The organism is Gelidibacter gilvus (genome assembly GCF_004115975.1).
Lineage (GTDB): Bacteria > Bacteroidota > Bacteroidia > Flavobacteriales > Flavobacteriaceae > Gelidibacter > Gelidibacter gilvus.
In genome coordinates, this window is the sequence record NZ_SDDZ01000002.1 from 437,803 (window position 1) to 451,358 (window position 13,556).

At 37.7% G+C, this 13,556-nt stretch carries 13 protein-coding genes; 10 read left to right on the plus strand and 3 right to left on the minus strand.

Going from position 1 to position 13,556, the window contains the following annotated elements; all coding sequences use genetic code 11:
* The first annotated feature begins 184 nt into the window (after positions 1-184).
* Entirely contained in the window at positions 185-904 is a 720-nt protein-coding gene (locus tag ESZ48_RS05950) for a transposase (RefSeq protein WP_129016405.1), read from the plus strand.
* 10 nt (positions 905-914) lie between these two features.
* Here the strand turns inward: ESZ48_RS05950 and trhA are convergent, their stop codons facing one another.
* Positions 915-1,541 (minus strand): PAQR family membrane homeostasis protein TrhA, encoded by a 627-nt coding sequence (gene trhA / locus ESZ48_RS05955; RefSeq protein WP_129016406.1) that lies wholly within the window; start codon positions 1,539-1,541, stop codon positions 915-917.
* Entirely contained in the window at positions 1,541-2,218 is a 678-nt protein-coding gene (locus ESZ48_RS05960) for a DUF4294 domain-containing protein (RefSeq protein WP_129016407.1), read from the minus strand. Before ESZ48_RS05960 ends, trhA begins: the two co-directional genes overlap by 1 nt.
* A 100-nt stretch (positions 2,219-2,318) precedes the next feature.
* Between ESZ48_RS05960 and ESZ48_RS05965 the strand changes: the two genes are divergently transcribed.
* The 9 genes from ESZ48_RS05965 (at position 2,319) to ESZ48_RS06005 (ending at position 12,445) form a co-directional block, all read left to right on the plus strand.
* Complete coding sequence (locus ESZ48_RS05965; RefSeq protein ID WP_129016408.1) at positions 2,319-3,410, plus strand: M42 family metallopeptidase; 1,092 nt, start codon at positions 2,319-2,321, stop codon at positions 3,408-3,410.
* Complete coding sequence (locus tag ESZ48_RS05970; protein ID WP_129016409.1) at positions 3,410-4,570, plus strand: aminotransferase class V-fold PLP-dependent enzyme; 1,161 nt, start codon at positions 3,410-3,412, stop codon at positions 4,568-4,570. Before ESZ48_RS05965 ends, ESZ48_RS05970 begins: the two co-directional genes overlap by 1 nt.
* A gap of 1 nt (position 4,571) precedes the next feature.
* The gene (locus tag ESZ48_RS05975; RefSeq protein WP_129016410.1) at positions 4,572-5,126 is read left to right on the plus strand and encodes an NUDIX hydrolase; all 555 of its coding nucleotides are present in this window, start codon (positions 4,572-4,574) and stop codon (positions 5,124-5,126) included.
* 12 nt (positions 5,127-5,138) lie between these two features.
* Entirely contained in the window at positions 5,139-5,840 is a 702-nt protein-coding gene (locus ESZ48_RS05980) for a PrsW family intramembrane metalloprotease (protein ID WP_129016411.1), read from the plus strand.
* Between the two features lie 37 nt (positions 5,841-5,877).
* Entirely contained in the window at positions 5,878-7,797 is a 1,920-nt protein-coding gene (locus ESZ48_RS05985) for a DUF294 nucleotidyltransferase-like domain-containing protein (protein WP_129016412.1), read from the plus strand.
* Complete coding sequence (locus ESZ48_RS05990; protein ID WP_129016413.1) at positions 7,797-8,465, plus strand: 3'-5' exonuclease; 669 nt, start codon at positions 7,797-7,799, stop codon at positions 8,463-8,465. The genes ESZ48_RS05985 and ESZ48_RS05990 overlap by 1 nt, the downstream gene beginning before the upstream one ends.
* A gap of 77 nt (positions 8,466-8,542) precedes the next feature.
* Entirely contained in the window at positions 8,543-9,028 is a 486-nt protein-coding gene (locus ESZ48_RS05995) for an acetyl-CoA carboxylase biotin carboxyl carrier protein subunit (RefSeq protein WP_129016414.1), read from the plus strand.
* A 168-nt stretch (positions 9,029-9,196) separates the two neighbouring features.
* Positions 9,197-10,642, plus strand: a complete 1,446-nt coding sequence (gene accC, locus ESZ48_RS06000) for an acetyl-CoA carboxylase biotin carboxylase subunit (RefSeq protein ID WP_129016415.1) — start codon at positions 9,197-9,199, stop codon at positions 10,640-10,642.
* A 261-nt stretch (positions 10,643-10,903) separates the two neighbouring features.
* Positions 10,904-12,445 carry an acyl-CoA carboxylase subunit beta gene (locus ESZ48_RS06005; RefSeq protein WP_129016416.1) on the plus strand — a complete coding sequence of 514 codons (1,542 nt, stop codon included), beginning with the start codon at positions 10,904-10,906 and terminating at the stop codon, positions 12,443-12,445.
* A gap of 203 nt (positions 12,446-12,648) precedes the next feature.
* Here ESZ48_RS06005 and ESZ48_RS06010 read toward each other — a convergent pair whose 3' ends face one another.
* The gene (locus ESZ48_RS06010; RefSeq protein ID WP_129016417.1) at positions 12,649-13,458 is read right to left on the minus strand and encodes an NYN domain-containing protein; all 810 of its coding nucleotides are present in this window, start codon (positions 13,456-13,458) and stop codon (positions 12,649-12,651) included.
* Positions 13,459-13,556: the final 98 nt, after the last annotated feature.

Sequence of the window (13,556 nt, forward strand, 5' to 3'; positions counted from 1 at the left end):
GCAAATCCGAAGGTGTACTCCTTTTCCGGTAAGAAACAAGCTTCTTAATTTAGTTTGAAGATGCCCATTATTCCAATTAGAAGTCTTGGATGAGTCTAATTTTCGAAGCAAAATACACTTTGACCAGAAGTTTTGGGTTTCACTAAATATGTGATAACTTTAATTGAAATTTTGATCTGCAGAAATGGCTGATAAATTTCAAAACAAATACCGCATTACTTCCGCACGTTTGCAAACTTGGGATTATCGTTGGCAAGGTGCCTATTTTATTACTATCTGCATGAAAAATAAATCACATTACTTTGGAAAGGTTATTAACAACAAAATGGAACTCACCAATGTTGGTGTGCTGGCGGACGTTTTTTGGCACGAAATAAAAAACCATTCCAAAAATATAACTTTGGGCGAATTTATCGTGATGCCCAAGCATATTCACGGCATTTTAATTATTAATGCTGATCCTGATGATATCCCGAATTCTCCGGATTTAAATGAAATTATGGATGAATTTATGGATGATTCGAATTCCGATTATGATGCAAATGCAATTCATAATCCAATCGCAGAGACAAGGCATGCCTTGTCTCTAGCCGATGCGCATGAAAATTCCGATGCGAATGAAAATTCCGATATGCATGAAAACACCAATGCAAATCAAAATACCATTCCACCAACATCCATCGGCCAAAACCGATTGCGAAATCCCGGAAAAAACTCCATCTCCTCTATCATTGGCGGCTATAAATCTGCCGTGACCAAACATGCCAACCGATTGAAATTGGATTTCGGATGGCAAACACGCTTTTACGATCACGTTATCCGCGACGAAAATGCCTTCAATACCATTTCAAATTACATTAAAAACAATCCTAAAAAATGGGGAGAAGATAAATTTCGCTCTTAAAAACGCGGTCTTACAAAATATATAAGAATATCATCAAATAATGGCAGATGGCACCACCTAGCACAAACAAATGCCAGATGACATGATTATAAGGGATTTTATGAACGGCATAAAAAATGATTCCTATGGTATAAAAAGCACCCCCGGCAATAAATAGGATCAAACCATTAGGGCCAATCAATTCCGAAAGATTACCAAAATCGAAAATAATCAACCACCCCATTACCAAATATAATAAAGTAGAAAATACTTCAAATTTTCCCGTGAAAAATAATTTTAAAATCATTCCGAAGCCTGCAATTGCCCAAACACTCCAAAATAAAGGCCAACCTAGGCTATTATTAAGCGCAATCAACGTTACTGGAGTATAAGTCCCCGCAATTAGAAGATAGATACTGATGTGGTCAACGATCCTAAAATAATGCTTTCGCTTTTCACTAGAAACCGAATGATAAATGGCAGAGGCAGAAAACAACACAATAATGGAAATGCCATAAATGATCACACTGATTAAGCTCCAATCTGTTTTGTGTTCTTTATAACTGATCAATAAGATTAACCCCGCTATCCCTAAGAGCGCACCAAAACCATGTGTCCAAGCATTAAGTTTTTCTTCTAAATCAGATTGAATGCGCATTAGTTCTTATCGGTTTTAGCAACCCACTTGGCCGTAAGTTCAAAATAATCAATGGGAAATGCTGATTTCTGTCGCTGTAATTGTCCGTTCTGAAAAGCACGTTCCAAGATGTCTTCTATTAAATAATCTTCACTCACATCTAAAGGGTTAAATTCTTTCTTCAATGAAATATCAAAAATTTTAGCGGTATTGTTAAACCAAAAGGCTCGCCAACCACTTCGCAATTCCTGAATCAACTGAAAAGTCGTTTTTCCCGTTTGGCGATGGATTAATTTCACCAAAATCTGACCTTCGGACCGGGTCAATTTCTTAAGTTCTGCCGAAAACTCCTCTTCAATATATTTTTGAATGATTTTGGCATATCTACGTTTTTCGCTTTTACGTTCCAAAGTTTCCAAACGTTTATTGAGTTCAACCAACCGTTCGGCAGCAAGTTTTGCATACGGATAGACTTTGAGGGTTCGTCTTTTTAAAATCAAGTAACGAATCCGATCTTCCTTATTATCAAATTTCAATTTACCCAATACCAAAACAGCATCTAAATCGATAATTGACACAGGAATTGAATCGCCATCAATATAATAATACTCTATTGCTGTAGAATCCTTCTCGACAGGTTCAACTTGGGCAAACAGCAACAAGGGTAAAAAAACAAAAATGTAGGTAATCAACTTCATTGGTGCAATAGCGCTAAAATCATTTCAAAATTAAGAATTTACATATGCATTAACCTTAAAATCCTATTAATATTATTAATTTTAGACAAAATATTTACCCATGGCAAAAAAGAACATTTTAGACAATAAATCATTGGAGTTTTTAGAAAACTATTTAAATAATGCATCACCTACAGGTTATGAATGGACAGGACAGGAATTATGGATGGACTATCTCAAACCTTATGTAGATGAATTTATAACTGACACTTACGGAACTGCCGTTGGCGTCATCAATCCGAAAGCAAAATACAAAGTAGTCATTGAAGGTCACGCCGATGAGATTTCGTGGTACGTCAACTATATCACGGATAACGGCCTTATTTACGTAATTAGAAATGGTGGTAGCGACCATCAAATTGCTCCAAGTAAAATTGTTAATATCCACACAAAAAGTGGCATCGTCAAAGGTGTTTTTGGATGGCCGGCAATTCATACGCGCGATAAAGCTAAAGAAGAAACCCCGAAAGTAGAAAATATCACCATTGATGTTGGTGCAAAGAACAAGGAAGAAGTTGAGAAAATGGGTGTTCACGTAGGCTGTGTCATTACCTATCCTGATACTTTTCATATTTTAAATAACGATAAATTTGTATGTCGTGCGCTCGATAACCGTATTGGTGGCTTTATGATTGCTCAAGTAGCACGTTTATTGCACGAGAATAAAAAGAAATTGCCTTTTGGATTATACATAACCAATTCCGTTCAGGAAGAAATTGGATTACGCGGTGCAGAAATGATTGCAGAGCGCATCAAACCTAACGTTGCTATTGTCACTGACGTCACACACGATACGACAACACCAATGATCGACAAGAAAAAAGAAGGCCATTTGGAATTAGGCTTAGGTCCCGTTGTGGCCTATGCTCCTGCCGTTCAACAAAAATTAAGAGATTTAATAACAGATACTGCAGAAGCCAAAAAAATTCCCTTTCAACGTTCGGCATGCTCAAGAGCTACGGGAACGGATACAGACGCGTTTGCATACAGCGGTATGGGTGTGGCGAGTGCCTTGATCTCGCTCCCACTTCGTTATATGCATACTACGGTAGAGATGGTTCATAGAGATGATGTGGAAAATGTCATTAAATTAATATACGAAACACTGCTCAACATAAAGGAAAACGACACTTTTAGTTATTTTGATAAATAATGGATACTTCGCAACATAAAGATCTGTTTTATATTCCAGAAGACATTTGCTATTTAAACACGGCGAGTTTATCGCCGTCGTTTAAAGCAGTCGAAAAAGCTGGAATTGATGCGGTATTGCAAAAAAGCAGGCCTTATTTAATTCCATCATCTGATTTCTTCGACCCCGTTATTGAGTTAAAGAAAAGATTTGCTCAAATCATTGAATTAGATGATTATGAGCGCATTGCAACTATCCCATCAGTTTCTTACGGTATTGCTACTGTTGCAAAAAACATCAAACTAAATCCTGGAGATACCGTGGTACTGATGCAGGAGCAATTCCCCAGTAACTATTATTCTTGGAAGAAATTAACCGACACATATAAAGCCCAGCTAAAAATAGTTGAAGCTCCAAAATCAAAGACCAATCGAGGCAAATTATGGAATGAAGCCATTTTAGAAGCTATTGACGAATCCACAGCGGTTGTGGCCATGGGACATATTCATTGGTCCAGTGGTACTTTATTTGATTTGATGGCAATTAGGGCAAAAACGCGACAACATAATGCTTTGATGATTATTGATGGCAGTCAATCTGTTGGCGCATTGCCGTTTTCGGTTAAGGAATTGCAGCCAGACGCTTTGATTTGCGCAGGTTACAAATGGCTTTTCGGACCTTATGGCTGTGGATATGCGTATTACGGACCTTATTTCGACCACGGCGAACCTTTGGAGGAAAATTGGACCAACCGATTGGACAGCCATAAACTACCTGATTTAACTCAATACCAGTCCGAATACAAGCCTCTTGCCAACAGATATGTTATGGGAGAAAGCGGCAGTTTTATCTATGTAAAAATGCAGTTGGAAGCTTTGAAACAAGTGATTTCATGGACACCGAAAGCAGTTCAGGCCTATTGCAAGGAAATTTCGGCTAAAGCTGTCAAAGAATTACGCGATCTAGGATGTGAAATCGAAGCTGACGATTATAGAAGCCATCATCTCTTTGGATTAAAATTACCTGAGACCGTCGATATCAAAATCTTTAAAAAAGCGTTATCCGAACACAGCATTTTTGTTTCTTTTAGAGGTGCTTATGCGCGCTTATCCTGTCACTTTTTTAATACCGAAAAGGATTTTGAAAAATTTGTAATGTGCTTGAAATCAGTGATGAAATAAGATGACTACAGAAGAATATATCGATATTTTAAATGCAGATGGTTCGCCTACAGGAAAAAGTTGCCCAAAATCAGAAATCCACATTAAAGGGTATTACCATAACACCGCCCATGTGTGGTATTATAATGCCAACGGCGATATATTGTTGGCGCAACGTGCGGCTTCCAAAACCATTTGCCCCTTACTGTGGGATGTTTCTGTTGCCGGCCATGTAGATTCTGGTGAAACTATAACACATGCTGCTATTAGGGAAACTTCGGAAGAAATAGGTATTGATATCCCAGAAACTCTTTTAGAAAAAATAGGTGTTTATGAGTGTTTTCAGAGCTACTCAAATGGCATTAAGGATAATGAGTTCCATCATACTTATATCGCTAAGATTGACTATACATTAAACGAACTCACCTTGGATAAAAATGAAGTGGAACAAGTGAAATTTGTATCTATTCCCCAATTCCGTGACTTATTGGAGAATAGTGATGCCAACGGTCATTTTATATCTAGCAACATGGCCTATTATCTTGAAGTCATTGACGCCATTCAAAATAGATTGTAGCAAGCAAAACATATGACTTTATTAGCGCTAGCCATTGCTCCTGTTTTTATCATCATATTTTATATTTTTATAAAGGATAAATATGAAAAAGAGCCCAAACGACTTTTAGTCTATAATTTTCTATTAGGCGCCATTGTCAGCATTATGATTACGACGCTACTTTACATCATCATTGACATCCCACTTCGCTTAAAAAATCACGATAGCGTTTTTGAACAATTCATTAAAGCATTTTTTGTTGTCGGTCTTTCGGAAGAATTCAGTAAGTATATCATCATTCGGTATTACTCCCAACCTCATGAAGAATACAACGAACCTTTTGATGGCATTGTTTACGCCGTCATGGTTTCTATGGGTTTTGCTGCCACTGAAAATGTAATGTACGTGCTTCAGGGCGGAATGGAAGTCGCAATCATTAGAGCCTTTACAGCAGTTCCTGCCCATGCCACCTTCGCTATCTTAATGGGTTATTTTATGGGGAAAGCAAAGTTTTCCAAAAACCGCGTCTTTTTAAATCTCACCGGACTATTCTTTGCCGTTTTGTTTCATGGGGCTTATGACTTTTTCTTGTTTATTGATTTCATTCCGGGGATCTGGATCGGAGCTTTTATCTCCCTTTTTATCGGAATTGTCTTTGCCCGTAAGGCTATTAGGAAACATCAATTCAATTCTCATTTCAATATTCAGGGAGAGCAGGGAAACAAAGAACTTTGAGTATCGATTTCAGTTTTTTTTGATTAATTTTATCGGAATGAAAAACACTATAGCTGAAAGAATTGCTGATTTTATCAAAAACTTTCCTCCTTTTGACCAATTTTCAAAAAAGGATTTGTACTGCATTGCAAAAGAAGTAACTATTACCTACCTCGAAAAAGACGAAAATGTCTATGTTGTTGGTGAGCCCCTCCATGATAGATTCTACATGATTCACAAAGGTGCCATTGCTCTTAAAAAGGAAATTAACTCAAAAATGGAAACGGTTGACAGGTTTGATGAAGGCGATATTTTCGGACTTAGACCACTTTTTGCCAAAGAAAATTATGCCATTAATGCAGTAACCGAAGAAGAAAGTATCCTTTACGGCATTCCATTGGACACTTTTAAGCCATTGATCACACAAAACAGGGAAGTTGTGAACTTCCTTATAGAAAGCTTCGCTTCCAATACTGAAAATCCTTTTTCAAAAGAATTACACGGCTCTTTATATGACAATCGTTTGGATGTTTTGACAAATGATAAAGAGCTTTTTGAACTTCAGCCTGTTCGCTATACAAAGAAAGTGATTACTGCCACGGCGAAGACGAAAATTAAAGATATTGCAAAGCTCATGAACCATCATCGCATTGGATCCATAGTTATTGCAGATGATAATATTCCAATTGGTATTGTCACGGATGAAGACTTACGGAAAAAGGTCATCACTGGCATCCAGAGCATTGAGGATAGTGTAAGTCTTATTATGAGCTCGCCTGTTTTGTGCTACCCTAAAGGTGTCTCCATAAGCCAAGCGCAACTCGCCATGATGAAGCACAATGTCAGTCATTTATGTGTTACAGCAGATGGAACTCCAAATTCAAAAATTATTGGCATCATTTCACAAAACGACTTAATTGTAATGGGAGGCAGTAATCCGACGGTTTTGATGAAGGCCATCAAACGCTCCAATTCTACTAAAGAACTGAAGCATATCCGAAAAAAAATAATGGTGCTTTTGGCCGGTTTTGTGGAACAGGACATTCCATTGACCCAAACCAGTAAAATCATTTTTGAACTGAATGACGCCACAGTAAAGCGCATCATTGAGCGTTGTATTTTACAAATTGATAAAAAGCCTCCGGTAAGCTTTGCTTGGATGTCTTTGGGCAGCCAAGGTAGAAAGGAGCAATTGCTCCATACTGATCAAGACAATGCTATTGTGTTTGAAAATGTCAAAGCAGATGACCTGGAAGAGGTACGGGATTATTTCCTCTTGCTCGCAAAGAAGGTCAATAAAAGATTGAATGCCGTTGGTTTTGACTTTTGCCCAGCAGACATCATGGCAAAAAACCCAAAATGGTGTTTGACTTTGGATGAATGGAAAGATCAATTTAATCAGTGGACATCCAACACTGGAGGTGATGAAATTTTAATGTCCTCCATTTTTTTCGATTTTGACATCACTTATGGCGATGCCAGTCTCACCAACCAGCTCTCTGAACATATATTCGAAATCACAAAAAACAACCATCTATTTCTGTCCAAACTTGGAGCCAGTGCTTTAAGAAGCGCGTCACCGCTTGGTTTTTTCAGGCAGTTTTTGGTAGAACAGGATGGGGAGTACAAAGATTTTTTCGATATTAAAAAACGTGCAATTATGCCCATTGTGGATGCCGGTCGTCTTTTTGCCCTTTCCAATCAAATTAAAAACATTAATAACACGGCAGAAAGATTTGAGAAAATGGCTGAACTATTTCCTGAAAATGAAGAATTTTATCTTTCCTGCTCTTATACTTCCAAAGCATTGCTTAAATTCCGCACAAAACATGGCTTACTCCATAACGATGACGGTCGGTTTATCGAATTATCTGCATTGACCAAAGAAGAAAAAATGAAATTAAAACGCTGTTTTAAAACCATAGCGAGAGTTCAGGAATCGATTAAACTGAAGTTCAATATAAATAATTATATGTGATGTTTTGGAACTTCAAAAAGAAAGTATATCCGGACTATTGGGAAGCCTATCTCCATCATTTTGAGAAAAAGGAGAAAAAGACTTTAGATACTTCGCGATTTGTGGCTTTGGACACCGAAACCACTGGATTTGATTTTCATGTGGACCGAATGTTGTCTATTGGTGCAGTATCAATCGTAAGAAATGAGATCGCGGTGGCAGATTCTTTTGAAATCTATTTAGAACAATCACATTTCGATCCAAAAACTGTTCATATCCACGGAATTCTTCAATATAGCAAGAGGAAGAAATCTTCTGAGGAAGATGCCATAAAGAAATTTTTGAACTATATAGAAGACTCAGTATTGATTGCCCACCACGCAGTCTTCGACATCAAAATGATCAATCAGTCCTTGAACCGAATGGACTTGCCCAATTTAAAAAATAAGGTCATCGATACCATGGATCTTTATTCAAGCACAAGAATCAAGTCGAATTTTATTGATAAACGTGCTCACTACTCACTTGACGACATTGCTGAAGCCTATAGCATTAATTTGACGGATCGGCATACAGCACCAGGCGATGCATTGATAGCCGCACTCATATTTCTAAAAACGACCACCATCCTCAAAAGAAAGAAATCGTTCAAATTGGAGCGCTTTTTTATTAAATCAAACAGACTTTAATTAAAATGTGATAAATTGAAATCTATTTGATTTACCTCATTAAATTCGTAACTTTTCAACCAATTATGACCCCTCTTATGAATAAACAATATCAAGTAAAGGTTAATGGAGCACTGGAATTATCAGTATCCAATGACGAAATTAATGCTTTAGATGCCATCCAAACTTCTAATCTAAAATACCATATTCTTAAAGGTGGTAATTCTTACGCCGCTGAAATAATAGACAACAACTTTAATGAAAAAACATATAAAGTAAAGATTAACAACAATTTATATAAAATCAATATTAGCAACGACTTAGATCAACTAATAAAAGATTTAGGCTTTGAGATTGGCAACTCTAAAATGGTTGATAAAATCACCGCACCCATGCCAGGTTTAATCCTTGAAATAAATGTTAAAATTGGTGATGAAGTCAAAGAAAACGATCCGCTTTTAATCCTTGAAGCCATGAAAATGGAAAATGTGATCAGTTCCCCTAGAGACGGAATTATAAAATCGATATCGGCTAAAAAAGGAGATGCTGTTGACAAGAATCAGTTGTTGATTGAGTTTGAATAGATTGTTTTGATCATAATAAAACAGATCAGTGAACTAGTGTAAAACCTAAAAAAACCGCGAAAAACCAATAGTCATATATTCGAGCATTCGTGGTAAAAAAAAGAGACACCTAATTTCGCGGGTATAAATGAGATTCCCGCCTTCGCGGGAATGAAAAATAAATTATAAATGAAAAAAATACTAATTGCAAATCGAGGTGAAATCGCCATTCGCGTCATGAAAACCGCAAAGAAAATGGGCATTAAAACGGTTGCCATCTATTCTACTGCGGACAGAAAATCACCTCATGTAAGATATGCTGACGAAGCGGTGCTCATTGGAGAAGGTCCTTCCAATCAATCCTATCTTTTAGGTGATAAAATCATACAAGTCGCCAAGAAATTAAATGTTGATGCTATTCATCCAGGCTACGGATTCTTAAGTGAAAATGCCGATTTTGCAGAAGCTTGCGAGGCTAACGATATCATTTTTATCGGTCCAAAATCTAAGGCCATAAAAATAATGGGCAGCAAATTGGCTGCTAAGGAAGCCGTTAAACATTATAATATTCCAATGGTTCCCGGAATAGATGAAGCCATTACCGATGTCGTTAAAGCCCATGCAATTGCCAAAGAAATCGGATTTCCCATTTTAATCAAAGCCTCAGCAGGTGGCGGTGGAAAAGGAATGCGCGTGGTCGAAAAACAATCGGAATTGGAATCGCAAATGAAACGTGCCATCAGTGAGGCAACCTCAGCCTTTGGCGATGGCTCTGTTTTTATTGAGAAATATATCAATTCGCCGCGACACATTGAAATCCAAATCATGGCGGATACTCATGGGAATATCATTCATCTTTTTGAACGGGAATGCAGCATTCAACGCCGCCATCAAAAGGTAGTTGAAGAGGCACCTTCTTCTATTTTAACTCCAGAATTAAGAAAGAAAATGGGAGAAGCCGCGGTGAAAGTTGCCAAAGCATGTGACTATGTTAACGCCGGAACGGTAGAATTTCTTTTGGACGAGCATCTGAATTTTTATTTCTTGGAGATGAACACCCGTTTACAAGTTGAACACCCTGTGACGGAACTCATTACCAATACCGATTTGGTGGAGCTGCAAATTCGAGTTGCTCGCGGTGAAGTTTTACCCATAAAACAAGAGGAACTTAAAATTAAAGGTCATGCATTTGAGTTGCGTGTTTATGCAGAAGACCCATTGAACAACTTCCTGCCAAGTGTTGGACATTTGGATGTCTATCAATTACCTCAAGGCAAAAACATTCGTGTGGACAATGGTTTTGAAGAAGGTATGGACATTCCTATTTATTATGACCCTATGATTGCCAAATTGATTACCTATGGAGAAACAAGAGCAGAGGCTATGGATGAGATGTTGAATGCCATCAGCAATTATCACATAAAAGGCATTGAAACGACACTTCCTTTTGGAACTTTTGTTTTTGAGCATGAAGCATTCCGATCGGGGAATTTCGACACCCATTTCGTTAAAAAGTACTATTCAGCCGAAAAATTAGAAGAACAAAACAAAGAAGAAGCACATTTGGCAGCTTTGATTGCGGTGCGACGGTATTTGGAGGAACAAAAGATATTGAGAGTGCCGGAGGGAAATTGATGTTGAAAATGAAATTGAAGTTGAAGTTCAAGTTGAAGTTGAAGTTGACCGCCTGCCCGCTCCTAGCAAAGCGAAAACGGGTAGCATTTACGAAGGCGGGAAGTTGAAGTTTAGGTTTAATATAAATCCGTAATATAAAGAGCAATACATAATTAGCACAATCAAAAAATAAATTTTGGAGTGATTAAAGAAAAGAATCGCAAAAGAAATAAAATAAAATAAAGCATTGCGCCTCGGCGACTTTGCGTGAAAAAATAGTATATGGAATCTAAAATAAAAGACCTTAACGCCAAACTTGCATTAGCCTATCTTGGTGGTGGACAAGACCGTATTGACAAACAGCACGAAAAAAAGAAACTGACCGCAAGAGAACGCGTCCTTTATTTGCTTGACGAAGGATCTTTTGAAGAAATTGGCGCGTTAGTAACCCATCGTACCAAAGATTTTGGCATGGAAAAACAACAGTTTTATGGAGACGGTGTTGTAACTGGCTATGGAACCGTACATGGAAAACTTGTATATGTTTTTGCCCAGGATTTTACCGTTTTTGGAGGTTCATTATCAGAAACGCACGCTGAAAAGATATGTAAAGTCATGGATTTAGCGTTAAAGGTTGGGGCACCAATTATCGGGTTGAACGATTCAGGTGGTGCCAGAATTCAAGAAGGTGTGCGCAGTTTAGGAGGTTATGCCGATATCTTTTATCGAAATGTACAGGCTTCTGGTGTGATTCCGCAAATCTCTGCCATTATGGGACCTTGCGCAGGTGGCGCGGTTTACAGTCCGGCAATGACAGATTTTACAATTATGGTCCAGGATACCAGTTATATGTTCGTTACCGGACCCAATGTGGTCAAAACGGTGACTAATGAAAATGTCACCTCAGAAGAATTGGGTGGCGCCAGTACGCATTCTACAAAGTCAGGAGTTGCTCATATCACTGCAACAAACGACGTGGAATGTCTGGAGGACATTAAAAAGCTCATTAGCTATTTACCACAAAACAACACAGAAACCACACCTCTACTGCCCTATGATCTTAAAGATGAAGTTAGAGAGGAACTTTCCGATATCATTCCGGACAATGCCAATAAGCCCTATGACATGCACAGCGTGATTAACGGGATTATTGATACCGATTCGTTTTATGAAATCCACAAAGACTATGCGGAAAATATTATTGTGGGATTTGCCCGTTTAGGCGGTAGAAGTATTGGGATTGTAGCCAATCAGCCAATGTATTTGGCTGGTGTTTTAGATGTTGACAGCTCGAAAAAAGCAGCGCGTTTTGTTCGTTTCTGTGACTGTTTTAATATTCCATTATTGGTTTTGGAAGATGTTCCAGGGTTCTTACCGGGAACTGACCAAGAATGGCGCGGGATTATTTTGCATGGCGCCAAATTACTGTATGCTTTTAGTGAAGCAACAGTACCAAGAGTAACGGTTATTACACGTAAAGCCTATGGTGGTGCTTATGATGTCATGAACTCCAAACATATTGGAGCTGATATGAATTTTGCATGGCCAAGTGCAGAAATTGCGGTGATGGGCGCCAAAGGTGCTGCGGAAATCATCTTTAAAAAAGAAATCAATAAGGCCGAAGATAAAGAAGCCAAATGGAAAGAAAAAGAAGCCGAATATGCGCATCTTTTTGCCAATCCATATAGCGCCGCTGAACGTGGATTTATTGACGAAGTCATTCTACCTCAAGATACCCGCCGAAAATTGATCAAGGCTTTTGCTATGTTAAAAGATAAAAAAGTGGATGGACCTAAAAGAAAACACGGAAATATTCCCTTGTAATCCTTTTAAAAAACGGAACAAATTTATCCAGTAGCACTCAGAGCATTTGTTGTTAGGATGTGAAAGCCACTAAATAAAAAAAAAGCGTTACCAACTTAAAAGGTAACGCTTTTTCATGTTAAATGTATTTTAGAGAGAAACAACATTCTCCTAAATCTTCAGAATTGGAAATTATCAAAAATTATAAAAGCCTTTTGAAGTCATTAAAGTTTCGCAATCAGCTTCTTTTTTCCATTTGACTGTTTGTTTGGTTTTGATTTCGGCTTTGGCTGATGATTCTCTTTGATTCTAACATAAATTAGTTTGTAATGGCCTTTGGAATCTTCACGGCGGTCAATCTCAAATTCTTTTATCGATTTAATCAAAGGTGTCAACTTTTGAAAACCATAGTTCCGCGAGTCAAAATTTGGTTGTTTCTTTTGGAGTAAACTACCAACATCTCCTAAAAATGCCCATCCGTCGTCATCGGCAACGTCATCAATGGTAGCTGCAATAAATTTTATATCCTTTTCTGTAATCTTATCAATATCGCTTTCAGACGATTTAGACTTTTCACTGGAAGTGCTTACCTCCTGCTGACCCTGATTTTTAAGAATTTCAATATAGATAAACTTATCACAGGCCACAATAAATGGATTAGGTGTTTTCTTTTCACCAATACCATACACTTTCATTCCAGCTTCGCGTAAACGTGTTGCCAAGCGTGTAAAATCGCTATCACTTGATACCAAACAAAAACCGTCTACTTTTGCTGAATAGAGAATATCCATCGCATCAATGATCATGGCTGAATCTGTGGCATTTTTACCAACGGTATAGCCATATTGTTGAATTGGGGTAATGGCGTTTTCCAACAATAAATTCTTCCATTTAGAAAGATGCGGCTTTGTCCAATCACCGTAAATTCGTTTAATCGTTGGGTTTCCATATTTAGCAATTTCTTCCATCATCTCTTTGACGTGGGCTGAAGGAATGTTATCGCCATCTATTAATACTGCAAGTTTGATATCCATGTAATAGGTGTTATTTTAATTTCGTAAAATTTTCAACGTTAAAGATAATATTTAAATACTGGAAACTTATGGAAGACACTCTTTTTTAAAGGTTCTAT